Annotated in this window: 23 protein-coding genes; 11 read left to right on the top strand and 12 right to left on the bottom strand. The window is 42.6% G+C overall.

Annotated features, from left to right (window positions below; genetic code table 11):
- Position 1: 1 nt before the first annotated feature.
- From fliN to fliF, 9 genes are all read right to left on the bottom strand, one after another.
- Entirely contained in the window at positions 2-451 is a 450-nt protein-coding gene (fliN, locus tag W03_RS00305) for a flagellar motor switch protein FliN (RefSeq protein ID WP_244070270.1), read from the bottom strand.
- An 18-nt stretch (positions 452-469) separates the two neighbouring features.
- Complete coding sequence (gene fliM, locus W03_RS00300) at positions 470-1,447, bottom strand: flagellar motor switch protein FliM (protein WP_244070268.1); 978 nt, start codon at positions 1,445-1,447, stop codon at positions 470-472.
- A 12-nt stretch (positions 1,448-1,459) separates the two neighbouring features.
- Positions 1,460-1,951: a flagellar basal body-associated protein FliL gene (gene fliL, locus W03_RS00295; protein ID WP_244070266.1), complete on the bottom strand. Its 492-nt coding sequence runs from the start codon at positions 1,949-1,951 to the stop codon at positions 1,460-1,462.
- 201 nt (positions 1,952-2,152) lie between these two features.
- A complete protein-coding gene (locus W03_RS00290) occupies positions 2,153-3,307 on the bottom strand; it encodes a flagellar hook-length control protein FliK (RefSeq protein ID WP_244070264.1) in 1,155 nt (384 codons plus the stop codon).
- Between the two features lie 82 nt (positions 3,308-3,389).
- Entirely contained in the window at positions 3,390-3,845 is a 456-nt protein-coding gene (gene fliJ / locus W03_RS00285) for a flagellar export protein FliJ (protein WP_244070262.1), read from the bottom strand.
- A gap of 21 nt (positions 3,846-3,866) precedes the next feature.
- A complete protein-coding gene (fliI, locus tag W03_RS00280) occupies positions 3,867-5,276 on the bottom strand; it encodes a flagellar protein export ATPase FliI (RefSeq protein ID WP_375792701.1) in 1,410 nt (469 codons plus the stop codon).
- A gap of 4 nt (positions 5,277-5,280) precedes the next feature.
- Entirely contained in the window at positions 5,281-5,988 is a 708-nt protein-coding gene (locus tag W03_RS00275) for a flagellar assembly protein FliH (protein WP_244070260.1), read from the bottom strand.
- A 66-nt stretch (positions 5,989-6,054) separates the two neighbouring features.
- Positions 6,055-7,050, bottom strand: coding sequence for a flagellar motor switch protein FliG (gene fliG / locus W03_RS00270; protein WP_244070258.1), 996 nt, complete (start codon positions 7,048-7,050; stop codon positions 6,055-6,057).
- Positions 7,050-8,789: a flagellar basal-body MS-ring/collar protein FliF gene (fliF, locus tag W03_RS00265; RefSeq protein WP_309296077.1), complete on the bottom strand. Its 1,740-nt coding sequence runs from the start codon at positions 8,787-8,789 to the stop codon at positions 7,050-7,052. The genes fliG and fliF overlap by 1 nt, the downstream gene beginning before the upstream one ends.
- Positions 8,790-9,077: 288 nt before the next feature.
- On the opposite strand from fliF, the gene W03_RS00260 reads away from it, so the two are divergent.
- From W03_RS00260 to fliE, 3 genes are read left to right on the top strand one after another with little or no spacing between them, the layout of a single operon-like run.
- Complete coding sequence (locus tag W03_RS00260) at positions 9,078-10,238, top strand: PAS domain-containing sensor histidine kinase (protein WP_244070256.1); 1,161 nt, start codon at positions 9,078-9,080, stop codon at positions 10,236-10,238.
- 4 nt (positions 10,239-10,242) lie between these two features.
- A complete protein-coding gene (locus W03_RS00255) occupies positions 10,243-11,565 on the top strand; it encodes a sigma-54 dependent transcriptional regulator (RefSeq protein WP_244070254.1) in 1,323 nt (440 codons plus the stop codon).
- A 47-nt stretch (positions 11,566-11,612) separates the two neighbouring features.
- Complete coding sequence (gene fliE, locus W03_RS00250; protein ID WP_244070252.1) at positions 11,613-11,936, top strand: flagellar hook-basal body complex protein FliE; 324 nt, start codon at positions 11,613-11,615, stop codon at positions 11,934-11,936.
- A 66-nt stretch (positions 11,937-12,002) separates the two neighbouring features.
- Here fliE and W03_RS00245 read toward each other — a convergent pair whose 3' ends face one another.
- Together W03_RS00245 and W03_RS00240 are read right to left on the bottom strand one after the other, a co-directional pair.
- Positions 12,003-14,888: an FG-GAP-like repeat-containing protein gene (locus W03_RS00245; protein ID WP_244070250.1), complete on the bottom strand. Its 2,886-nt coding sequence runs from the start codon at positions 14,886-14,888 to the stop codon at positions 12,003-12,005.
- A gap of 203 nt (positions 14,889-15,091) precedes the next feature.
- Positions 15,092-16,666, bottom strand: coding sequence for a hypothetical protein (locus W03_RS00240; RefSeq protein ID WP_244070248.1), 1,575 nt, complete (start codon positions 16,664-16,666; stop codon positions 15,092-15,094).
- Positions 16,667-16,732: 66 nt separating this feature from the next.
- On the opposite strand from W03_RS00240, the gene W03_RS00235 reads away from it, so the two are divergent.
- The 7 genes from W03_RS00235 to W03_RS00205 all read left to right on the top strand — a co-directional run bounded on the left by W03_RS00235 (position 16,733) and on the right by W03_RS00205 (position 24,679).
- Positions 16,733-17,890 carry a cysteine desulfurase family protein gene (locus tag W03_RS00235; protein ID WP_244070246.1) on the top strand — a complete coding sequence of 386 codons (1,158 nt, stop codon included), beginning with the start codon at positions 16,733-16,735 and terminating at the stop codon, positions 17,888-17,890.
- 44 nt (positions 17,891-17,934) lie between these two features.
- Positions 17,935-18,663 carry a sugar phosphate nucleotidyltransferase gene (locus tag W03_RS00230; protein WP_244070244.1) on the top strand — a complete coding sequence of 243 codons (729 nt, stop codon included), beginning with the start codon at positions 17,935-17,937 and terminating at the stop codon, positions 18,661-18,663.
- Between the two features lie 3 nt (positions 18,664-18,666).
- Positions 18,667-19,119: an HIT family protein gene (locus tag W03_RS00225; protein WP_244070242.1), complete on the top strand. Its 453-nt coding sequence runs from the start codon at positions 18,667-18,669 to the stop codon at positions 19,117-19,119.
- A gap of 30 nt (positions 19,120-19,149) precedes the next feature.
- The gene (locus W03_RS00220; RefSeq protein WP_244070240.1) at positions 19,150-20,199 is read left to right on the top strand and encodes a fatty acid desaturase; all 1,050 of its coding nucleotides are present in this window, start codon (positions 19,150-19,152) and stop codon (positions 20,197-20,199) included.
- A 12-nt stretch (positions 20,200-20,211) separates the two neighbouring features.
- Entirely contained in the window at positions 20,212-20,967 is a 756-nt protein-coding gene (locus W03_RS00215; RefSeq protein ID WP_244070238.1) for a 2,3-diphosphoglycerate-dependent phosphoglycerate mutase, read from the top strand.
- 97 nt (positions 20,968-21,064) lie between these two features.
- On the top strand, positions 21,065-23,296 hold the full coding sequence (rlmKL, locus tag W03_RS00210) for a bifunctional 23S rRNA (guanine(2069)-N(7))-methyltransferase RlmK/23S rRNA (guanine(2445)-N(2))-methyltransferase RlmL (RefSeq protein ID WP_244070236.1): 2,232 nt from the start codon (positions 21,065-21,067) through the stop codon (positions 23,294-23,296).
- Between the two features lie 273 nt (positions 23,297-23,569).
- Complete coding sequence (locus W03_RS00205; protein ID WP_244070234.1) at positions 23,570-24,679, top strand: sodium-dependent bicarbonate transport family permease; 1,110 nt, start codon at positions 23,570-23,572, stop codon at positions 24,677-24,679.
- A 50-nt stretch (positions 24,680-24,729) separates the two neighbouring features.
- Here W03_RS00205 and W03_RS00200 read toward each other — a convergent pair whose 3' ends face one another.
- Positions 24,730-25,119, bottom strand: a complete 390-nt coding sequence (locus tag W03_RS00200) for a DUF4156 domain-containing protein (protein ID WP_244070232.1) — start codon at positions 25,117-25,119, stop codon at positions 24,730-24,732.
- A gap of 216 nt (positions 25,120-25,335) precedes the next feature.
- Between W03_RS00200 and W03_RS00195 the strand changes: the two genes are divergently transcribed.
- Positions 25,336-25,908: a LemA family protein gene (locus W03_RS00195; protein WP_244070230.1), complete on the top strand. Its 573-nt coding sequence runs from the start codon at positions 25,336-25,338 to the stop codon at positions 25,906-25,908.
- Positions 25,909-25,910: the final 2 nt, after the last annotated feature.

The raw sequence follows: 25,910 nt of genomic DNA, 5'->3' as shown, positions 1-25,910 counted from the left end.
GTTATCGATTCAGTTTACGAATACGCTCGCTCGGCGTAATAATGTCGGTTAAACGAATACCGAATTTATCATTTACTACAACAACTTCACCTTGAGCAATTAAACAGCCATTGACTAACACATCCATTGGTTCACCTGCCATTCCATCGAGTTCGACCACAGAACCTTGTGCCAGTTGGAGTAAATTTTTGATAGCAATGCGCGTACGACCCAACTCGATAGTCATTTGTACCGGTATATCGAGGATCATATCGATGTCATGATGCACACCGTGATTGGAGCCATCCCCAGAAAACTCCTGGAATACCGAAGTCGCGCCATTTTTAGTATCCAAAGCGCCACTTTTTTCTATGGAGTCGCTAGACTCTACTGTATTAGCCGCCGCTTGTTCAGCCATTGCGGCACCCCAATCATCAGTTTCGGTCGCGTTATTGTCTGTAGATTCTGACATAGTTGTATCTCCGTTAACTTATTCTATTTCTGATTGAGATATCAGCGAATTCACTTTCAAAGCGTAACGTCCATTCATCGTTCCGTAACCACATTCCATAACAGGAACACCATCCACATGTGCTTTAATTATTTTTGGAATTTCTATCGGGATGACATCGCCTTCTTGCATACTGAGAATTTGCTCAAATGTTACTTTAGTGTGGCCAATATTCGCGATAAGCTCAACTTCAGCACCTTGAATTTGTTGTGACAATAACTTATTCCAGCGCTTATCAACTTCTACGTGCTCTCCTTGCAAAGAACTATAAAGAAGGTCACGAATAGGCTCAATCATAGCGTACGGAATACATACATATAGAGCACCGCCCTTGCTTCCTAGCTCAATATTAAAAGTGGCTATCACTACAACTTCATTCGGAGTCGCAATTGCAGCAAATTGTGGATTCATTTCCGAACGGATAAATTCAAATGTGATTGGATACACCGGTTTCCATGACCTCTCATAATCCTCAAATACCACATTAAGCAAACGCTGAATCATGCGTTGCTCTGTTTGGGTAAAATCCCTTCCTTCTACGCGCGAGTGGTAACGGCCATCGCCTCCGAATAAATTATCGATAATTAGAAAAATTAAATTCGGATCGAAAACAAGTAACGCTGTTCCCCGCAAGGGTTTCATCTGCACCATATTAAAATTGCTCGGAACAACGAGGTTGCGCACAAACTCGCTAAATTTGATTACTTTCACAGGTTCAAGCGAAATATCTACCGAACGGCGCATAAAGTTAAATAACCCAATGCGGAAATAGCGCGCGAATCGCTCGTTAATAATCTCATACGTTGGCATGCGTCCACGAACAATTCGCTCTTGCGAACCGATGTTATAGGGTTTGGCACCCCCTTTATCTTCCTCTTTGGTGTCTTCATCGCTACCACTGCTGGCACCTCTGAGGAGTGCATCGACTTCATCTTGTGAAAGGAACTCCTCAGACATGAATAAGCTCGATTATTGAATTACAAATGAAGTAAACAACACTTCAAGAATATCCGATTGAAATTCTTCTTTCTTGACAGATTGTTTAATTTCCTCAGCAATCTGCTGGCTAAGCTGCTGTTTTCCGATAATGCTATTTACTTCGGATGATTTCTTGCTAGATAGCAACATCAGAATTCGATTACGAATATCCGGCATTTGTTTGCCGATTTCTTGTTCAACCGAAGTTTCATTGATTTTAATCGTTAATCCGACCTGCAAATATTGACCACCCTCATCAGCGTTCAAGTTGACGGTAAACAGTTCTAGATCCATGAATTTGGTAGGTTTTGGTTTAGGTGGTGCGGGTTCTCCGGAAGCATCACCATTCATTTTCATGAAATACCATGTTCCGCCGGCTCCTGCACCAATTGCAATGAGTGCAACAAGAATGCCAATGATTAAACCTTTTTTCCCTTTTTTTCCTGCTGTTCCAGCAGGAACTTCAGCCGCAGCATTTGACATATTCACCCCACTCCTATGTTAATGAACGCTATTATCACGGAAGGCATATTGTGATCATGTAGCAAATAACGCTGAAATAGTGTCGTTATTTTAGAAGCCAAGTGAGGTATTTAACTTAGTTGATAAGAGCCACGATGGAAAGTGGATTAATCATGCGCCTATCAAAATACTACAATCTATTCTCAATAAAACTTAGTTGTCTTAAGCATAGGTGTTAACAATACCCTGGTGTCGAATAGGCGCAGTAGCGGTGATTTCATTTCTACTCGTTGTTTCAGTAGTATGGTTATTGCTATCAAAAGAATTTTTGGGCAGATTGTGAGCTTGTTGTTGATTGCTTTGTTGAAACGATTCAGCGCCTACTGTGACATTGCCTAGCTGAATTCCATTATCTGCCAGCATTTCTTTTAATCTCGGTAAAGCATCTTGAATGGCATCACGAACAAATGCATGTGGTGAAATAAATTGTGCGGTAGCTTGGTCCTGCGTAATGTTAAGCGTTACTTCGACGGGACCTAAATTTGCTGGGTTTAAGTGAATCTCGGCAACCTGCTGTTGTTGGTTACCCATCCAAACTATCTTTTGAGCAAATTCATTGTCCCATTTAGGTTGACCAACTACGGCTTCAACGTGAATATCATGCACTGGCGTACTATTCGTTGACGAAGGTGTTGTAAGCATTGCCGTATTCAACTCTGAAAGTGGATGCCCGACCGATTCGATTGGAGCAGTTAACGAAATATTTTCTGTTTGTATAGCTGCGGGTTTAATCGCATCGGGTATAACAGGATATAGTTTGCCGAAATCGGCAGAATTTGCCGCACCGAATGATTGCAAAAAATCATCGGATGCATATGAAAAATGATTTTCCTCAAAAACCGACGATGTCAGTCTTTTCTGAAGCAGCAAATTTGTAAATTGTGATGGAGCTTGAGTCGATCCATCTCCCTCGGTTACTACGTTACCTGGAATCAATGTCGTGGTAAGTTCTCCAGGTATCGCCAATGGAGTTATTAATGAATTAGGGTTTGTCGCGGTATCAAAAAGATAGTTGGGTAAATCTGGTGAACTCTTTACTTCAATGACAGACAGATTATTCACTCCGCCGTTATTGGATGACTTGTCCGGTAATGTCTCGGTAGAAGGTTTGTCGTTTTCTGGTGCTACAGGCTCTATTGAAGAATCTGTTTGGAAAGATTTTGGGTTTGTATCACTTTTGCTCGATCCTTCGGAGACCTCACGCTGTAAAATCTTATCAAATTTTTCTGGCGTAGCCGTTGATTGTGATTGCTTTGAAGTCGGTGAGCTTGTATTCGGAATATTGTTTATTGGCGCTGCAGAAGCTAAAGTTTGCATGGTCTTTCAATCTCACAGGTTATTAGCATACTCCTTAATAAGCAACCTCCGTGCCATTATTATGCAGACTGGAGCTTGTTTCTTACTGATCCATCGAGTTCATTGTATTACGGATGAAATTGCTGGTGGCAAACTCATCCATTAGTTTTTGTTCAATTTTCACCTGTTGTTGTGCCTCCGCTTGTTGCTGGCGCTTGAGTAAAGCTTCGAAGGATTTTAATTTACGCTGATAGGTTTGAAATTCATCTCTACCGGCATTTCGATTATTTTCTGCTAGTTTCACCGTTTGGCGTTGCTCATCGATAGCGCTATCGAGCTTTTGCATAAACGTTGTGAAATTATGCCACTGAGTATGTGCAATACCTTGTTTCATCGAGTTATGTAGGTATATTTGATAATTGTTTCGATATCCTTCGAGTAGCGCTAGCTTCTTTTCCTCTGCTTGCAAATAAGAGTTAAATATGCTGAGTTTTTTTACCGCAGAATCTAATCGCTGCTGGGTAAGTGTAACTATCGTATGTAACGAAGATCTTGGCATAGCTACACCAACAAAAGCGTATCAAAAATTTTCATTACCCAGTAAATCCGTTAATTTCTGCAAGCTATCTTCGAAACGTTCTTGTTCAGACATGCTTTGATACAAAAATTTCTCAAATGCGGGATACAGTTGAATAGCTTGATCCAGTTCTGGATCACTACCTGATGCATAAGCACCTACGCTGATTAAGTCGTAGCTGCGCTGGTAACGCGAATAGAGACTTTTAAACCTTCTCGACATCCGGATATGTGTGGCAGAAACTAAATTAGGCATAATGCGGCTAATCGAGGCTTCAATGTCAATGGCAGGATAATGCCCCGCTTCAGCTAACCTTCTTGTGAGAACAATATGCCCATCGAGAATTGCGCGTGCACTGTCTGCGATCGGATCATTTTGATCATCACCTTCAGCTAAAACAGTATAGAAGGCAGTAATCGATCCCCCTTCTTTATTACCGTTACCTGCACGCTCGACTAATTGTGGTAGTTTTGCGAATACCGAAGGTGGATATCCTTTTGTGGCGGGAGGTTCACCGATGGCGAGGGAAATTTCACGCTGCGCCATCGCATAACGGGTCAATGAATCCATGATGAGTAACACGTTCTTGCCCGTATCCCGGAAATATTCTGCGACGGCTGTTGCATAAGCCGCACCTTGTAAACGTAATAAAGGGGAAGTATCCGCCGGTGCTGCTATGATTACAGAACGCGCAAGACCTTCTTTTCCTAAAGTATGCTCGATGAATTCTTTCACTTCACGACCACGCTCACCAATTAAACCGACCACCACGATATCCGCACTCGTGTAGCGTGCCATCATACCGAGCAAAACGCTTTTACCTACGCCACTACCTGCAAATAATCCCATGCGCTGACCTCTACCAACGGTGAGCAGTGCATTGATGGCGCGTACGCCTACATCCAACGGTTCAGTGACTGGTGTACGCTCAAGTGGGTTATAGGGACGGCTATAAAGTGGAACATTATGTTCTGCATGTATAGCACCCAGGCGATCCAATGGCTCCCCTAGTCCGTTAACCACGCGCCCCAGTAATTCGATTCCCACGTGAATATGTTTCGCACGATCAGCGGCACGTCTGCGTGGGTGTTGGAGCTCTCCAAATTTTGGTGGATCGGCAATATATTCTGTGGGAATAACTTTAGTACCAGGAGACAATCCATACACATCGCTCGAAGGCATTAAATACAGGCGTTCACCGGAAAACCCGACCACTTCAGCCGATACTTTTTGACCGTTTGATAGCAAAATTGTGCAATTACCACCAACCGGTACTTTTAATCCAATGGCCTCTATAACCAACCCCGAGACTCGAGTTATCGTTCCGCTAGTAGCACAAGTATTGACCGGCTCTATGAGGTGCTCACAGTTATTCAAGAAACGACTCCAATGTTCGTGACGATGCATATTCATATGCTTACTCGAGCCAATCATTTTGTTGGCCAATAGCGGATAGAATTTTTTGCCAGCGTGATTCTATGGTAGCATCAATTTCGCTACCATTGGTTACGATACGACAGCCGCCTCGTGTCAATTCCCCATCCTCACGGATTGACCAATTTTCTTGCGTTAACTGATCACTTAAATGAGCATGTACAATTTTTGCATCATCGGGGTGCAAGAACAGACGGGGATGTTGGACTGAGTAAGGTAATTGCTGAATGGCTGCTTGCACAATAGGTATAATTAATTCCGGCTTTATTTCGAGCGCCTGCGCAGTCATTTTTTTGCTAGTCGTGATAGCCATTGCCAACAGATCATTCGCGATATGTTGCTGCATGGCATATAAATCTTGCGTGAAATTGGATAACAGCGTTTGCAAATGCAACACTTCTTCCTTAACTTCAAGCTCCGCAGTGTTTCTACCTTCGGTATAACCTGCCGCGCTGCCTTCTTGAAATCCGGCGGCATATCCTTCTTCCTTAGCTTGATTATGAATCGCGGTTAATTCAACTTCTGTAGATAGGGGAACGACTGTCGGATTATTAATTGAATCGTTACTTTCTGGTGACTCTGATTGTGTTTCATTGAGTGCTTCAGAGGACACATCCGCATCGTCAAAAGCACTCATCTCCCATCTTTGGTAAGAACTAAGCTGTTCCTTGGGTACAAAGCCGTCGGTCATGATCGTTTATAAGCAGTAATCATGAGTATTCACACCAGTTCATTTAATGTGAATGAGATTCTTAGGTTAAATAAAGCTATCATCACCTTTACCTCCCAATACGATTTGTCCATCATCCGCAAGTTGACGCACCACTTTAAGAATTTCTTTTTGCTCAGCTTCAACTTCAGACACACGAACAGGTCCCTTGCTTTCAAGATCTTCTCGAAGGGCTTCAGCGGCACGTTGTGACATATTTTTGAAAATTTTCTTACGTAATTCTTCTTGCGCTCCTTTCAAAGCGATAATCAAAGATTCGGATTGAACTTCTCTTAACAGCAGCTGGATACCATGATCATCAATATCGATTAAGTTATCGAAGACAAACATTTCATCCATGATTTTCTGTGCCAGCTCTTCATCGAATTGTTTGATATTATCAATGACACTCGCTTCCTGAGCGGTTGGCACAAAATTTAGAATCTCTGCGGCAGTACGCACCCCGCCCAGAGCTGCTTTGCGAATATTGTTAGTGCCTGCAAGTAATTTTGTCAAAACATCATTGAGTTCGCGCAAAGCATCGGGTTGTATGCTATCTAAGGTTGCGATACGCAATAATGTGTCATTGCGCAATCGTTCCTCAAACAAGCTAAGGATTTCACTGGCTTGATCACGCTCTAGGTGCACTAGAATGGTGGCAATAATTTGCGGATGTTCGTCTTTAATTAACTCTACCACCGAAGGCGCATCCATCCACTTCAATCCTTCGATGCCGCTGGTATCGTCACCTTGTAAAATACGATCAATTATACTGGCAGCTTTTTCATCGCCTAGCGCGGTGGTCAAAACTTTTCGGATATAGTTTGACGAATCTTGACCGAGCGTAGTTCTTCCCTCTGTTTCACTACAAAATTGCTCAAGGGTTTTTTCGATTTCAGTACGCGTGATATTTTGTAAGTTGGACATTGCTTCACCGATCTTCTGCACTTCTTTCGGGCCCAACAATTTGATCACCGATGCCGCTTCCGCTTCTCCTAACGTCATGAGCAAGATAGCACTTTTTTTTATACCTTCATCATCCATTATTTTGAAATCCAATCTTTAACAACGTTGGCAACGATAAGCGGTTCTTCCAAAGCTAACTTCCTTGCTTGCTTCAGATTTTCTTCATAAATTGATTTTTGAATTGCAAGCATGGCTGGACTTGTAGCTTGCCCAGGAAGCGGTTGTCCATCCGGACCTATACTGGCTTCTTCTACTGGTGTATTCGTTGCACCGTTATTAGCTAATGCAGGAACGGCAGGTGCTGGTTCTAAGCTTTTTAGGAATGGCCGTAAAATCTTAAGAAAGAAGAATAACACCAACACGAATACTAGAAATTGTTTGCCAAAATCCTTTGCAAGCATAATATTTTCTGGATCTTTCCAGAAAATGGTATCTGAACTCATACCATGGTCTGAAAATACACTATTCGTTACAGTTAAGGAATCTCCACGCTTCTCGTTAAATCCCATTGCTTCTTTTACCAGGTTGTTAATTTCTTTGAGCTCATCTGCAGTAAGTGCCTCATGCGTGATTTCACCGTTTTCATCAACTTTCTTACGATAATTTACCACCACTGCTGCTGTTAAGCGTTTGATATTCCCTGTTGATTGCTTAGTGTGCTGTACTGTTTTATCGACTTCATAATTTGTGGTCGACTCTTTTTTCCTGTCAGTAGGAATAGGAGGTTCCTTCTTGTTTTTTTCATCTTCATTTTCAGAAGCTGGTTCTCCTTTTTTCTTTTTATCTACTTCAATAGGCGCAGCAGCATTTTCAGGTGGTCGATTCGATAGTGCCCCCGGAATTCCACCGTCAAATTTCGAACCAGTAGCAATAGATTCATGAGTTTGTTGACTACGGATTGATGCACCTTCAGCCTCACTATTATTAGGGCGATAAGTTTCCTCAGCGCGCTCAATATGAGAAAAATCCAAATCGGCGGCCACTTGAGCACGTACATTGCTCGCACCGGTAATCGGTGCCAATATTGTTTCAATGCGGCGAATATAGCCTTCTTCAAGCTCTTTAATATATTCGAGTTGTTTGGCATCGAAACGTGTATCTTGTTTAGTGTCATTGGATGTACTCAATAAATTGCCATTCTGATCAACAATGGTCACATTCTTTACAGGTAAATTCGACACGCTACTCGACATCAAATGGACAATAGCACTGACTTGTTCCACAGCGAGAACTCTACCTGGGTATAAATTAACGAGTACTGATACACTCGGCTGTTGCTTATCTCTTGAAAAAACCGATGGTTTAGGCATGGCCAAGTGTACTCGAGCGCTTTGTACCGCAGAAAGCGACTGTACCGAACGAGCAAGCTCACCTTCTAAAGCACGTTGGTAATTGATTTGCTCCAGAAACTGGCTAGAACCAAATTTCTGATTTTCCATGATTTCAAAACCCGATAAGCTACCTTTAGGTAGCCCTTGGCCAGCCAATTTCAAGCGTACTTCATGGATGTGTTTTTCGGGAATTAATATGATACCGCCATGCTCGGAGAACTTATATGGCACATTCATTTGTTGCAAAGCAGTAATAATGCTCGAACCATCTTGATCCGATACATTGTTGTACAACACACGATATTCAGGAGATTGACTCCACATCAAACCACCAATAATGAGCGCAATCACTGCGGCTAAAGACAGTATCAAGCCAATTTTTTTCTGGTTAGGTAGTTGACGCAATTGCTCTAATTTGAATGCAGTTGCACTCATCGGCGCTGCTGCTTTCTTCGTTGTATTAGCTTCGTCCGGAACTGTTGCCACGAACTGTTCTCCTAATCACTTTCAAAATTCAATCAATTGTTCTGCTGAATTTTCCGTATAAAAAATACGGTTGAGCAGCAATAAAATTATTGCTGCTTACAACATAGATTCTTATGACTGACGATTATGGATAATCCCAAGCATTACGAATGCTTGAATAAAATAGATTTGCATGCCCTATTTCAGTCATCGTTGATGCATGAATAAAGGTAAGCTAGCGATAATTTTGAATAATTGTCAGTAAATTTTGTTGTGCAGATCAATCAATTTAAATCAAACAAAGATTCAATGACGACCGATCAACAGCAGCTACAGATTGCTTTTGCAGCATTTAATGAAGCATCTGAGCAGCTTTCCGGCGTGTATCAGGGATTGCAACATCAAGTTGCACAACTGACACATGAGCTAGCATTAGCTAATGGGGAACTGCGCAAACAACTCTTAGAGAAAGAAAATATATCCAATCAACTGAGTTTTTTATTGAATGCGCTTCCGGGCGGAGTCATTGCATTAAACACTCAAGGAAGCATCGAACAAGTCAACCCAGCGGCGTTGCAAATTCTTGGAGAGCCCTTGTTACACCTGCAATGGCAAGATATCGTCGCACAACGGTTAAAACCAACCAAGGTAATGAATGAGTGGTATTTGCAACAGGATGAAGAAGCAAAGCAACAGCTACGCATTCGTATTCAAAGCAGTTTAATGGATTGCGAAAACAGGCAAATTTTATTATTAAACGATATTACCGAATCTTATGCAATACAGGAAAAAATCAGAAGGAATCAACGCTTAACGGCGATGGGAGAGATGGCTGCAAACCTTGCGCATCAACTGCGTACTCCACTGGCGACGGCACTGTTATATGCAACACACTTAGGTAACGATAACTTAACTCCCGATGTGCGAAAAGGCTTTGCCGACAAAACGATTGAACGCTTGCATCGCTTAGAGCAGCTAACTAAAGATATGCTTCGCTTTGTCAAAGGCGAAACTACGCAACTCGAAAGATTTTCGATCAGTTATTTGCTATCTGAATTGCAACAAGTGATTGAGCCACAACTGAAACTGCACCATATGCACTTGATTGTCCATGACCATAGCAAAGAAGAGTATTTAGTAGCTGATTACCAAGCACTATTTGGCGCAATGATCAGTTTGCTGGAAAATGCCATGCAAGCATCTACCGCAGATGATTTAATCATACTGACCAGCAGTTTGAAGAAAGATATGCTGGTATTGAGTGTTCGAGACTACGGTCCGGGAATCGATGATACAGCCCAAAATAGAGTATTTGAACCGTTTTATACGACACGACAAGAAGGCACTGGATTGGGCCTGGCCATTGTACGTGGCGTGATTCATTCCATGAATGGCACGGTTTGTGTTAATTCGCCATCGGATAATGGCAGCGAGTTTGTTGTAACGATACCAAGAACTCAACAGGATTGATCGCATGCAAAAAACACTGCCTATTTTAGTGGTCGAAGACGATCAAGATTTGCTTGAAGCGGTTTGTACCACCATCAAGTTATCCGGTTATGAGGCAGTCGCGGCTGCGAATGCCCACGACGCACTGACTATAGTCCAAACGCAACCGATTGGAATGGTGGTCAGCGATGTACAAATGAAACCAATGGATGGATTGATGCTGTTAAAGAAAATTAAATCTTTGAACCCTGAGTTGCCCGTGTTACTGATGACAGCTTATCGAGAAATCGACAAAGCGATAACTGCGATGCGTACAGGCGCTTGTGATTATCTACTTAAACCTTTCGATCCAGATAGCTTGCTTGTTTATATTAAACGCTATGCATTATCGGAATCCGATCAAGATAATTCAGTAATTGCCAATGATCCAAAAACTAGAGCGTTGTTATCGCTTGCCAGGCGTGTTGCAAAATCACCAGCGACCGTTATGTTAACGGGCGAAAGTGGCTGTGGAAAAGAAGTCATTGCTCATTATATTCATCGACATTCTCTACGGACATCACAACCTTTTGTTGCCATTAATTGCGCAGCCATCCCGGAGAATCTACTTGAGACGACATTATTTGGTTATGAAAAAGGCTCATTTACCGGGGCGACACAAGCTCAGCCTGGAAAATTTGAGCAAGCCGAAGGAGGTACTCTGTTACTGGATGAGATCTCCGAAATGCCATTGGAATTACAAGCGAAATTACTGAGAGTACTTCAAGAAAGAGAAGTTGAAAGAATTGGTGGACATAAAACGATCAAACTCGATATCAGAGTTTTAGCGACTTCAAATCGCGATATGCCGATGATGGTTAAAAATGGTCAATTCCGAGAAGATTTATATTATCGACTCAATGTGTTTCCGATAGAAATTCCATCATTACGAGAACGACCTTTGGATATTGAACCGCTAGTGCTCAAGATGGTAGGAACAAATGCTCAACAAAACGACCAGCTGCCTTTCCGAGTTACGCCAGTGGCAATGGAAAAATTGATTCAGTATTCCTGGCCGGGAAATATTCGTGAATTAGAAAATGTCATACAGCGTGCCATGATTTTGGCAACTGATGAAATCGATGTAGAACACATTCATTTACCTGAGAATAAGCTTTCTTCACTGAAGAACGAAAAATATACAGAGGATTCTCCTCAAGATATGAAATCACTCGAACGTAAACATATTCTTGAAACATTAGCTTCCGTTAATGGTTCACGCAAATTGGCCGTTAAGAAACTGGGAATTTCTGAAAGAACGCTGCGATATAAGCTACAACAATATCGCTTGATCAATCAAGAAAATTAAGTCCGTGATGAATGAACTGATAAGTTTTACATGTAGAGAGATAAGCTATGGATAAATCAGCTATTGACAGCATTCTTCAGCAATTGCAATCAACCTCAGCTTTAGCATCAGGAACTAAAAAAGACGGAAACGTCGACAGCGTAGGGAAAGTTGATTTTTCTGAAAAACTGGAATCTGCAATTAATCAAATCAACAATGCTCAGAAAAAAGCAGATACGTTAAGCGAGCAATTTATCAGCGATCAACCTAATATCGACTTGCATGAGGTGATGATCTCATTGCAGAAAGCTAATGTCTCATTTCAATCTATGGTGCAAGTTCGCAATAAATTAGTTACTGCTTATCAAGAAGTTATGAACATGCAAGTTTAATTCAAAAACACGGGGAAATAATTCTGCTGAATATCAGTATTATTTTCCCGCGATTATCTTCAAGAATCAATACGCAACAAAATCTGTATTCGTTAATGCGAGTCCGATACCTACCTTGGCGATTTGCAGCGCGGCACCTGCGCCATTACCATCTGCATCATAAAAAATCGCACCTGTAGCGTTATTATAAATGATGAAATCATCGCTATCGAGCGCCTTAGATCCGACTCGGAACTGCTCGTTGGCCAATTCTCCCCAGCCCACAGATGTGAAAACATCGTTATCTAATTCAATGATATCGTCACCCGCCACACTGAAATCAGTGATCGTATCAAAGGCATCTGTTGAGCCAATGAAGAAAGTATCTTTACCGGTACCTCCCGTCAAGGTATCTTTACCAGAACCGCCACTGAGATAATCATCTCCACCGCCTCCTTTCAAAATATCGGAACCTGCATTACCACTAAGCAAATTCCTGGCGATATTACCGATGAGCTTATTATTGAGTTCATTGCCTACACCATCAATTTCATTTGGTCCCGTCAATGTAAGGTTTTCCAAATTAAGTCCCAGTGTATAGGAAAGATTGCTGCTGACGAGGTCAATCCCCGCATTGGACTGCTCGGTGACAACATCTCCGGCATTCTCAACATAATAAGTATCATTACCCGCACCACCCAGCATCGTATCAGCACCTGACCAACCACGAATGACATCGTTACCCGCATCCCCTTGAATAACATTGTCGTCGCTATCCCCGGTCAAACGATCATTGAATTTACTACCGATCAGATTGTCGATACCGATCAATTTATCCATACCAGAATTAACAGTGTTTTGTGCAGTTGTGATATTCAATGATACTGTTACTGGGCCGGTAGCCGAAGCATAATTGACCGTATCATTACCCGTTGTTCCAATCAGATTATCGTTACCGACTGTTGCATTCAACAGTGAAGAACCGGGGATTTTAAAAGATTTTGTCGCCACCAGAGGTGTCGATTGATTATCCGAAACCGTTGCAACGACAGTAAAATTATCAGTTCCATTATTGGCTGGAATGAATTGCAAATTAGCCAGTAGTGTATTCACATTGGCCAATTTACCCGATGCAGTCCATGTCCCTGTAGTTGCATTGAACGTTGATGTGACGGTACCAGACGTAGCCGTACTCAATTTGCCCACAGCCGCATTGGATAATTTGAGTGTGACTGCAATGTTGACGTCTGAATCTTCGATAACGATATTTTGTAAATTTAAAGAAACGCCTTTTGTATACTGTTCAGGTGCTGTCAGATTGGAAACATTGGGTGCTTTGTTATTGATGTCAAAACCGCCAAATGGCGACCGGGAAGGATATTCAGACAGGAGTGTTGTATATGAATCGAAATCCCCATCTCCATCGATATCCACAAAGCTATGATTGATTGGTGCCACACGATAGCCAGCATTGTTTAAGCTATCAAGATAAACCCCGGTTGAGAACTCAGGATTAGTGGCACTACCTTTATTAAGGAACAACGTATCTCCAGAGATGGCATCGAAATCTCCATCACGGTCGATATCCAGAAAGTCTGGCGAAACACCCAATCCAAAAGGATCGGTTACAGGCGTACTGAACTTAGCATTGGTTTGGGTACCCGTATTTTTGAAATACTGATTGCCGATAAATGCATCCATATCGTGATCACCATCGATATCCACGAATTTTGGATCCGAACCACCGTTGACTTTAATCAAGCCAAAAGGATTCGTAGTTGGCGCCGCAAAAGCAGGATTGGTAACGGTGCCCGTATTTTTGAAAAACAGTGTATCCCCCGCTGCATTACCGATAAAAGCATCCAGATCGCGATCGCCATCGATATCGATGAATGTCGGTATGGCATCCTGCCCTACATCTTTCAAACCAAAAGGATTTTTAACTGCAACTGCAAACGAAGCATGATCCTTTGTACCGATATTTTTGTAAAACAGCACATTTCCCGATACTGAATTTGGAGAATTGGGGTCTTCGTGACCATCATAGCCAAGACCAATAAACGCATCCATATCGCCATCGCCATCAATGTCAGTAAATGTAGGGTTTGGCGTAAGACTCAGGGTGGCATTGTCGATACCTGTATCCCAAATAAAATTTGAAAAATTAGGTAAATCAACGGTTGTACCTAAATTCTTATAAAACGCTGAACCGATGAAAGCATCCATATCGTGATCGCCATCGATATCGGCAAAAGTCAAACTCACGTAGTTATTGTCATTCGAGAGCCCAAACCGGGTCGGTGTATCCTGATAAAAAAATGGGTTACTCGCCGTACCGATATTTCTGAAAAAATCCACTCCACTGTACTGATAATGATCTTTTTGAATAAAAAGATCTAGGTCACCATCACCATCGATATCGACAAAAGTAGGAGAGGTATAACCTCTGCCTGTTGTCATACCAAAGGGATCTATGACGGGTTTTTCAAAAATAGGGTTCGTTGCGGTACCGATGTTTTTAAAAAAATAAGTACCGGTATACGCGCTACCAGAAAACATATCCATATCGCCATCGCCATCGATATCGACGAAAGTAGAAGAACTTATTGCAGATATTTTACTCAAGCCAAAAGGATTTTCTACTGCTGGTGCAAACGACGGCTTGCTGGATGTTCCGGCGTTTCGATAAAAGAGCGTCTTTCCTTCATAAGTTCCGGTGAAAGCATCCAGATCACCATCGCCATCGATATCCAAAAATGCCGATCCTCCCCCAAGCCCCATATCAGGCAATCCTAATCCAAATGCCTTAGAGATTGGCGCAGCAAAGACGGGATTGGTTTTGCTGCCAGTATTTTGATAAAACTTGTCACCTACAAATGCGTCCAGATCGCTATCGCCATCGATATCCACATAGATAGGATCGTCCATTCCAAACGGATTTACTCCCGCATAATTAAAATTTGAATCAGGCATTACATTTCTCCTTATGAAATAAGTTAAACAGCAAGTTAACCGAGGCCCGATTCCTCTTAATAATTTTTGTTATTTATAAAGCAACCTTGACTAAAATATCGATGATTGTTTTATATTGAACTGCACAGATTTTTGTTGCAGAAAACCGGATATCTCAATGATACGCAATTTTATTCATCAATCGTACAATCTGTTAAACACTGTCACCTAAAAACAACTTCCTTTTCTTCCGAAAACCACCAATGCGTTCCTTCCTTAGCATAGAGTTTGTATTTTTCTCCAACGGATGGACGAATCAACCGTTCTTGGAACTGGCGGTTTCCTATATACAAGGCGTGCTCTTGGAAATAAACACCTGCTTCCAAATGTTCTGCGCCGACAATATCCCAATGTAGTATTCCTCGATCGTAAATCACATCTCCGCTAAGCGATGGAGTGAAATCCATTGAGCTACAATTCTCAGCGAGTGTTGCGTGAGAGACGATTTGACCGTGATGATTCAACAATAAAATATTTCCACCACTCCATTGCAAAGCTTCAAGGCAGTTTGCAGTAATTTCATGAGGGCGCGAGTATTTATGCTTTAATGCGGCAACCAAGCTGCCTAAAACATAATTTTCCGGGAAATAGATTGCATCTGCAGAAGAATGACGCTCTAAAATCGTTTGTGTGATGCGATATTCACTCGAGTTAGGAACTTGCTCATCGTAAAGATTAGTTTGGTAGAGCGATCGAGCAAAACCCGCGATAACTATGCCACCTACCACTGCTAATATCATAGGGCGATTAAAATGTTGCTTTTGCTGCCGCCAGCGAGCAAATCCTAGCGTGGCAGTTGCAGCTAAAGCAAAGTCACTGGCAATAAAAAGGCGGTCAGCATGAAGTTCTGGATAACTGTATCCATGAGGAGCCGCAAGCGTGGGAGCTGCAAGCATCACGGCAACGACAAGCCCTGCAAGTACTGTCAATGGGCTAAGAAAAAAAGCACCGATGAGTGCTAAAGATAGTAGCACTCGACCACTTATGTACCAATCTATAAATCCCGGCAATGCTTCATAAATCGTAACCAATCCTTGAGTCAGCCCTCCCTTGGCAACACGTGTACCGATTAACTGTTCCAACATATAACCGCGATAAGCAAAGTACCCAACTACAATAAAAATACCGGTGATGAAAATCTTCTTAGCTAAGAATCGATTTTGCAGAAACAGGAAAAAACTAATCGGTAGAATAGCTATCATGATTTCCTTAGACATTAGCGCCAGAATCATCAGCACCGTTGCAATCCAATAAAAAACCGAACGCCGTGTTTGGCTGTAGTAGCTTAAAGCAATCAGTGAAACCGTACCGAGAATGCCGCTTAACAAATAATGCGAGGTATAGAATCGATTAAGAATGGTGCCAATCGAGGAAACTGACAGAATCAAGACGCCGAAAAGAACCATGTCAGCATTAGGTAATCTGAAATGTATTTTCAAAAAAAACACGCAAGAAAACATCCATAAGGCCAAAAGAATGACCATGATATTTAAATAAGCGCCTGGGGAAAACGGGAAAAATTCCTGAATCAATGTATAAAACGGCACCGCAAACGGAGTCAAATGAGCAGCCGAAAGCTGTTGATAGATTTCAGGAACGTATAAAAAATGATACCAATCAAGCGTCGATGTAAGATAAATTATGTACGCGTCATCTGATTCAAAATGAGGAAAATCGATCAATAACCAGTGACATAGCAAAAGCAGTAATATAACAACAAGTACTGTAATAAATTTCATGCCTACCAACCGAAATACCCATTAAAATTGCATTATCTCTCATTCAATAGATAGATTTGTGAATTAATGGAATTTAACTATTTTGACCACAACGCTACAACGCGTCTTGATGATGCGGTACTGGAAGCAATGCTGCCTTATCTGCAGCAGAATTTCGGTAATGCATCCAGCCGACATAGTTATGGCATAGCTGCGCGGCGTGCCATTGATAAAGCGCGTAAACAAGTCGCTAATGCAGTCGGCGTACAACCCGTGCAGGTGATTTTTACTAGCGGCGGCTCCGAAGCTAATAATCTATTCATTCGTGGTGCCGCCGACAGTTTAAAACCTGCCAATATGCTTATTAGCGCTATCGAGCATCCCTGCGTGCTGAAGCCAGCATTGGCATTGTCGAAACGAATAACCGATCCTTGGAGCATCGATATGTTCCCAACCAATACATCCGGGCAGGTTGATTTGGAAGCGGCAGAAAAGCTCCTGCAACGCGATAAACCTGCATTGGTTTCCGTAATGTTGGTAAATAACGAAACCGGTGTAATTCAGGATGTTTCATCCATTGCCGATATGGCGCACGTGCAAGGCTCGATAATACATACCGATGCAGTTCAGGGATTTGGGAAAATTCCGGTAGATTTTCCCAAGTTGAAAGTACAAGCCATGACTTTGTCCGCACACAAAATTTATGGTCCCAAAGGTGCTGCTGCATTGATTGTCGATAAGCGGTTAATGCTCCGGCCACTGATTTATGGCGGTGGTCATGAAAATGGCTTGCGCTCAGGAACGGAAAATGTAGCAGCCATTGTTGGATTAGGTGCTGCCTGTGAGTTGGCACAATCCCGCTTAGATGAAACGACAAAGCATATCCTGCCACTACGAGAACATCTGGAGAAAGGACTACTTGCAATGGGTGCCGTAATTTTTGGCGCAGAAGTTTCACGTGTATCCAACACCTCTTATTTTGCGCTACCCGATATCGAAGGCGATACTTTGGTGGTAAAACTCGACAAAGCAGGATTTGCTGTAGCTGCAGGAGCAGCGTGTTCCAGTGTCAATCCAGGTCAGAGCCATGTGCTAGCTGCCATGCAAGTCGATCCGATGCTAGCTCGCTGCGCCGTGCGGGTGAGCTTAGGGCGCAGTAACACATTGACGCAAGTCGAAGACTTTCTGCAAACGACGCAACGTATCGCTACAGAATTACGCCATACGAGTAGTATTACTGTTTAAAATAGCGACATAATTAATCGGGCCATTGTATCGTCAAAAACCACATGAAAGCCATTATACTCAGCGCCGGCCAGGGGAGACGGCTGCTCCCGTTGACTGAAAATACGCCCAAATGCATGCTTACTGTTGCTGATAAACCCGTGTTGGCTTGGCAGATTGATGCTTTGCTCAGCGTCGGAGTTGATGAAATCATCATTATTGCTGGCTTTCAAATAGCTTTAATTGAAGCACTGATACAGCAGCGTTATGCAAATCATAAGATCAATATCTTGTTCAACCCTTTTTTTGAAGTGGCGGACAATTTAGCCAGTTGCTGGGTGGCTCGTCACAAAATGAGTAGCGATTTTTTATTGCTCAATGGAGATACTCTGGTCGAGCCCGCGCTTTTGGCCAAGGTCTTGAATTCTGAATCTGTGCCTATTACACTGAGTGTGGATGTAAAAGATGTTTATGATGCGGATGATATGAAAGTACAATTGGATACCGATGGTTGGGTGAAACAGGTGAGTAAAATTGTACCAATCCATCAGGTTAATGCGGAATCCATCGGCTTGAGCTATTTTCGCGAGCAAGGCCCGCAAATTTTCTGTCAAGCCATCGAGTCAGCACTGCGTCACCCCGCTGAATTGAAGTCATGGTATCTATCGATTATCGATGCATTGGCCAAGCAGCATTTGGTCAATTCGTGTTCGATTCAAGGATATCGTTGGTGTGAAATTGATTTCATCGAAGATTTGTCGCGAGCGGGCATGATGTTTGATCAGCCAAGTTGAATTATGAGTGTAACTGAATTACCGTCTTTCAACGCCACCATGCTTAAGTTTGGTGCGCCACAAACCATCATTAGGCAATATCGCCACTGGTCTGTGTTGTTGCGTCCAGCGCAAGCAACCCTTGGCGCATTGATTCTTGCAGCACATGAGCCTGCGCGGGCATTATCCGATTTGAGCTCCGCGAGCTTTGCCGAATTGCATACCGTAACAGGGCAACTTGAATCTGCGCTGGCAAAAGCATTTCAGTACGATAAGATTAATTACTTGATGCTCATGATGGTCGATCCGGATGTGCATTTTCACGTAATTCCAAGGTACGCTCAGCACAAAACTTTTGCAAATATGAAATTTATTGATGCTGGTTGGCCCGCTATGCCTGACTTAAAGCAGGTTAATTTAACTGACGTAACGCAGAATGACTTGATTATGCAACATATCCAGCAGTGCTGGCTTTAAATTGGCAGAAAATATCAATACGAGAGGCCCGTGACCGAACAACAAACCCCTTACACCAAAGAATTTCCACTTCGTGAAGCACATCACTTAGTGCGTGATTTAATGACCCCGAATCCTTGGATTTATTGGATTGATTTTACAGTGCATATTACGCTGGGATGGACTGCATTTTTTACCGCGCTGCTGTCGCCCTTATTTTCACTTTGGCAAATCGGTAGCTTTATCGTTGCTGTATTGGCACTGTATCGTTCAGCGATATTTGTGCATGAATTGGCACACTTGAAAAAAGGCACTTTCCAGAATTTTCGTTTAGTATGGAATGCACTTAGCGGCATCCCTTTCATGATTCCATCCTTTATGTATGATGGTGTACATAATGATCATCATAAGCCTGATGTTTACGGTACCCGGGCGGATGGTGAATACCTGCCATTCGCAGTGAGCAAGCCCGCAGAAATGATTATCTATGTGTTGCTGTCTTTTCTGATACCTTTGTTATTAGTATTTCGTTATCTGATACTAACGCCCTTATCTTATTTAATCCCACCCCTAAGAAAAATCATTTGGGAGCGCGCTTCATCGCTCACAATAGATCCTACTTATCGGCGATCCGAAAATGCCATTCGTAATGATTTAAATTGGCGTCAACAGGAATTAGCAACCTTTTTATTCGTTGCTATCGTGGCAATTTTGATGATAATCGATGTAATACCTTATTCATTGCTGATATTATGGTATTTGGTTGCGGTAACGGTATTCATGCTTAATTCGCTGCGTACATTGGCAGCGCATGCTTATCGCAATCCAGGCGATCATAAAATGACTTTAGCGGATCAATATCTTGATTCCATTAATATACCCGGAAATTTTTTAACCACCCCTCTATGGGCGCCGGTTGGATTGCGTTATCATGCCACTCATCATCTATTCATGAGCATGCCTTATCATAACTTAGGTACGGCGCAACGCCGATTGGTCAACGGTTTAACCGACAATACCCAATATTTAAAGACGGTGCGTAACGGCCTGTGGGACGCGTTACAACAAATCTGGCGTGAATCTTCCGCCGCTAATAAATAGGAAACTATAACAATGACTGAAAATACTACCAGCTCTGCACTGACAATCGCCAAACCCGCTGTGCTCAAAACCAAAAAGCTGATTCTCCTTCGGCATGGCGAAAGCATCTGGAATCAACAAAAGAAATTCACTGGATGGAGTGATGTTGCGTTAAGCGCCAAGGGTGAAAGAGAAGCCGTACAAGCAGCGCAAATGTTACAAAAAGCAGGTTATCAATTTGATGTTTGTTTCACTTCCGTATTGCAACGCGCTATCGCCACAGCACAAATTGTACTGGCGGTTATGGAGCAAGCAAATCGACCGATTTATCAAAATTGGCGATTAAATGAGCGGCATTATGGCGCGCTGGAAGACCTCGGGCGGTTATATGCCGTCACGAAATTCGGCGTTTGGCCTATTCTAGGTTGCCAGGTTCAATTTGATGCAATTCCTCCAACGATAAATGCTCAAGACATGCGATTTCCCGGCAACAATCCTAATTATGCTGACATTGACAAAAACATACTACCATTAGGTGAAAGCATGGAACAAACCGTTGCACGTGTGAAACCACATTGGGATAACATCATTAAACCACAGTTAAAAAACAATCAGTGCACCTTGGTGGTAGCGCATCGCAATTCACTACGTGCTTTGATGATGCTACTGGATGATCTGACTCCGGGCCAAGTAATGAAATCCAGATTGGCTACCGGAAGGCCGTTGGTATATGAATTAGATGAGAGCCTAAGACCATTACGGCATTATTATGTCGATAAAAAAATCTGATCACCGTTGTTTTAACAAACTGTTTTCATAGAGTCGCTTACTATTTGACCTTATACGCGGACACTCACTGTATTTCTGCTTTGCCTCTTATCCCATCGTGACGGATTATCGACTTTTTGCCACTACGCCAAAAGCGATGGAAGATATTTTGGCGAATGAAATCAAACTTCTTGGTGGCAAGAACATACAGCTGAAGATGGCTGGTGTTGCCTTCCAGGGGGATTTGAAGCTCGCCTACCAGGCCTGCTTGTGGTTGCGCACGGCCAACCGCATTTTACTGCTATTGGATAGTTTCGAAGTGCGATCGCAGCAGGATCTCTACGCAGGTGTGCAACGGATCGACTGGTCAGAGCATTTGAATGCGGATGACAGTCTGGCGGTTTCGTTTAACAGTAAAAATAATCCGGCGATTACCCATACACATTTCGGCGCACTCAAAGTCAAAGATGCCATTGTGGATCAAATGCGCAACCGTTTTGGCACTCGCCCTAACGTTGATACAGAACGTCCCAATATTCGGGTGAATGTTTATCTGCATCATGAAATGGCACAATTGAGCCTGGATTTATCAGGTGAAAGCTTACACAAGCGAGGTTATCGCGACACGCCAGTTATTGCGCCGCTGAAGGAGAACTTGGCGGCGGCGATTTTGTTACGGGCAGGCTGGCCTGCTGTGGCTGCACAAGGCGGTTCATTGCTTGATCCGATGTGTGGTTCCGGCACCTTACTAACGGAAGGTGCGATGATTGCGTGCGATATCGCACCTGGCTTACAACGTAATTACTTTGGTTTCTTGGGTTGGAAACAACACCATGAAGCCTTGTGGCAAATGCTGGTAAATGAGGCTCAGCAACGGCGCACGATTGGTATCGATAAATTACCAGTCATCGTAGGCTTTGATCAGGATCGCCGTGCAGTCACGGCCGCGCTGCAACATATCGAAAATATCGAACTGCAAAACAAAATTCACATTGAAAAACGAGATATTGCGGAAATATCTGCCGCAGAAAGTTGGCCGAAAGGGCTGCTCGTTTGCAATCCTCCTTATGGCGAACGACTTAATGATGAAACTCAAGCGGCAGCACTATATCGTACCTTTGGCGAGGTACTAAAGCAGCGCTTTATCGGTTGGCAAGCCGCCATCATTATCGGTAATCCAGAACTAGGTTTTCGCCTCGGAGTCCGTTCACAAAAACCTATTACGCTATTTAATGGTGCGCTGGAATGTAAATTGTTGCGTCTGAATATCGATGAAAATACCTTTTTCGAGCCTAAAGCAAAATCTCAACAGGAGCGTATTGAACAAATCAATATTCGCGCTCGAGCCGCAACAACGGATAGTCACGCCGAGATGTTTGCCAATCGGTTACGCAAAAACCTAAAGAAATTATCACAATGGATTAAGAGTCACCACATCCATTGTTATCGTCTGTATGATGCTGATTTACCGGAATATGCGGTTGCTGTAGATGTATACCAAGGCGAAAAAACTTGGGTGAATGTGCAGGAGTACGAACCACCCAAATCGATTGATCCAATCAAAGCTAACCATCGACTAGCCGGCGCACTCAATGAAATCAGCAAGGTACTTGACATCCCATCGGAACAAGTATTTTTAAAGATCCGTCGCAAGCAAAAAAGCACTGAGCAATACGAAAAAATAAATAATTCGCGCCGCTTTCATATTATTGAAGAGGGTGGGTGTCAATTTTGGGTGAATTTTGAGGATTATCTTGATACCGGATTGTTTCTCGATCACCGCCCAATGCGTTTAATGATTCAACAACAAGCTGAGAATAAGCGTTTTCTGAATTTATTTGCTTATACCGGAAGCGCATCGGTTCACGCAGCTATCGGCGGCGCCCGTTCTACACTAACTATCGATATGTCAAATACTTATTTGGACTGGGCGAAACGAAACTTTACCCTCAATGGTATTCAAGGCGACCATCAGTTCATACGCGCCGATTGCCAGCAATGGCTAGCCGCACAAACGCACTGCAAACCCAAGCCGCAATTCGATTTAATTTTCCTTGACCCACCCACTTTCTCCAATTCCAAGAAGATGGATGAGGCCTTCGATATTCAGAATAATCATGTGCCCTTGATTTACAATGCCGTAACGCTACTTGCACAAGACGGAGTACTCTATTTCTCCACCAATTTCCGACGCTTTAAAATGGACCATCAGGCATTCGATGATTTGATCATTGAAGACATCAGCCAAGCCATGGTACCAAAAGATTTTTCTCGCAATGCCAAAATTCACTATTGCTGGAAAATTTATCGGCAAGCTCATCAGAGCAAGATTCACACAAATACTTGCTAGGCTTTTATCTGGCACCCTATTCCGGGTTTCTTTAAAGTCGACTCGAAACAAGAAACCATAACGATATGACCTCACTACTAATACCCCTTAGTAAAAATACTTAAGTAAATGCTCTGCTGTTGCATCTAGATTAAAAGGTCTATTATTTGCAATGGCAAAGTGCTTTGTTTCTATTGTCGGCAGTTTGATTAGGCTCTTACCTAAAGAGTGATAGCTCTTACTTTATTTTCCGTACTTTAGAACTCATTACATAGGTACAAAAGGAGTATTGAAATGTTAGAAGAGTTCATTTTTAATTTTACGCACAATCTATTTAAACCCTTACTATTATTCTTCTATTTAGGATTTCTGATTACTTTATTAAAAGTGCCCTTAGAATATCCTGTCGCACTTTATAAAGGCATAACGATTTATTTACTCATTGCGATTGGTTGGCATGGCGGTGAAGAATTAGCCGAACTTGAGTTTGCCGATCTTGAAATTGCACTTGGATTCATGATTATCGGTTTCTTTACAAATACAATTATTGGCTTAGTCGCATATTTTGCACTGCGTCGCATGACCCGACTACGACAGCTTGACGCGGCAACGGTAGCAGGTTATTACGGCTCAGATTCGGCCGGTACGTTTGTAACATGTATGGGCGTCCTTGTTACAGCCAATATTGCATTTGCTGCCTATATGCCGGTCATGCTAGCTGTCATGGAAATTCCCGGATGCCTTGTTGCACTTTATCTTGCTTCCAAGATTCGCCATTCCGGAAAAATGGACCAAAATGGCAATATGCCGGGAGAACCCGACTATGATCCGAAAACTGTTAAAGCTCATGACACGATGCATAGCCATTCCGTATTCAACAAAAAAATTCTGCATGAAATCTTTCTCAATCCCGGTATTTTTTTGCTATTCGGTGGTATTGCAATTGGTTTCATTTCCAGGCTACAAGGAGTGCAAGTTACTGAGGCTAACGACAGTTTTTTTGTAGTTTTATTTCAAGGTATTCTATGTCTTTTCCTTTTGGAAATGGGAATGACTGCCTGCTCGCAACTTAAAGACTTGAAACTTGGTGGCTCTGGTTTTATTGCATTCGGATTAATAGCCCCTAATGTTTTTGCATCGATCGGTATCATGATTGCTCATGGCTATAGTATGTTGCTTCAACATCCATTTGAAGTAGGCACGTATGTTCTATTCGCAGTATTATGTGGAGCAGCATCGTATATCGCTGTACCTGCTGTTCAGCGCATTGCGATTCCGGAATCCAGCCCCACACTACCCCTGGCAGCCTCACTTGGATTGACTTTTACTTATAATGTAACCATCGGTATTCCTGTTTATATCTTGATTACCAAGGCATTGATCGCATCAATGCCAATTGCTTGAAATAAACAACCCCGTGGCAAAGCCCGCGGGGGACTACAAGTTAACTACACTCAATTACATTGATAAACATCGCCTATATAAAAAATTTCCTTGTCCACACCGGGTGCTTCATATTTTCCTGAGTTATTGGCACGAAGAATATGGACCGTATTACCACCCAGCCTTGCAGTCTCTTCTCGCAGGCGGTTTCTCGCTTTAATCAGTCGATCAACGTAAGGTGTTTTATCGTCATTAGCATCCTGATCGTTTTCTTTTGAAGAACCTTTTACTCTGCCAAGTAGCTCGCACCCACCCGGGCCTTCCTCACTCAAGTGGATAGTAATGCTTTTTGATTCCTGAGATTGCGACCAAACACTTGCAGAAACAGTCAAGCAAAGCAACAACACTGACAGCTTAATAAGCTTAATTCGCTCAAATCGATTTCCATAATATACTCGCAACGCACTCTCCTCGCTGTGATTGATACTTGTAATAGCCCACACATAGTATAAGGCCCACTCGCGTCAATAAAATTAAAAATTCGACCCGAGTACATATCTCTATGATAAGTCATGATAAAAAATACCATTTTGATAAGCCTTCTTTTTACACCGTTCATACAATAATGGATCAGGTATATTAACCATTGCCTGACTGATAAAAGGAGAATTTATACCGTGGAAGCTTTCATTTATATACTATTGGCATTGATTGCCATCGTTATTATCTATGGTGTCTTGATCTATAATCGCCTGGTGGATATCAAACACAATGTGTCTCAGGCTTGGTCGAACATCGATGTATTATTGAAGCAGCGTCATGACGAGCTTCCTAAATTGGTGGAAACATGCAAGCAATACATGGGTTTTGAACAAGAAACGCTGAAACAAGTGATTGCAGCACGCTCGCAAGTGGCTGCCGCGAGAGAAACCAGTAATATGAGTGCATTAGGTTCGGCAGAAAATAGTTTGCGTATCGGATTAGGTAATTTATTTGCGGTCTCGGAAGACTATCCTGAGCTCAAAGCCAGCGAGAAATTTCAGCACCTGCAAATTCGAATTACCGGACTGGAAAACACCATTGCAGATCGCCGAGAGTTCTATAACGAAGCGGCCAAAATCAATAACGTACGCATCGAACAATTTCCAGATGTTCTGATTGCACGCTGGTTCCATTTTACACCACGGGATTTATTGGAATTCAATTCCACCGAAACGACTGACGTCAATATCAATCAGCTATTTCGCTAACA

This window comes from Nitrosomonas sp. PY1 (assembly GCF_022836435.1).
GTDB lineage: Bacteria > Pseudomonadota > Gammaproteobacteria > Burkholderiales > Nitrosomonadaceae > Nitrosomonas.
This window is presented reverse-complemented; position numbering and strand designations above follow the sequence as displayed.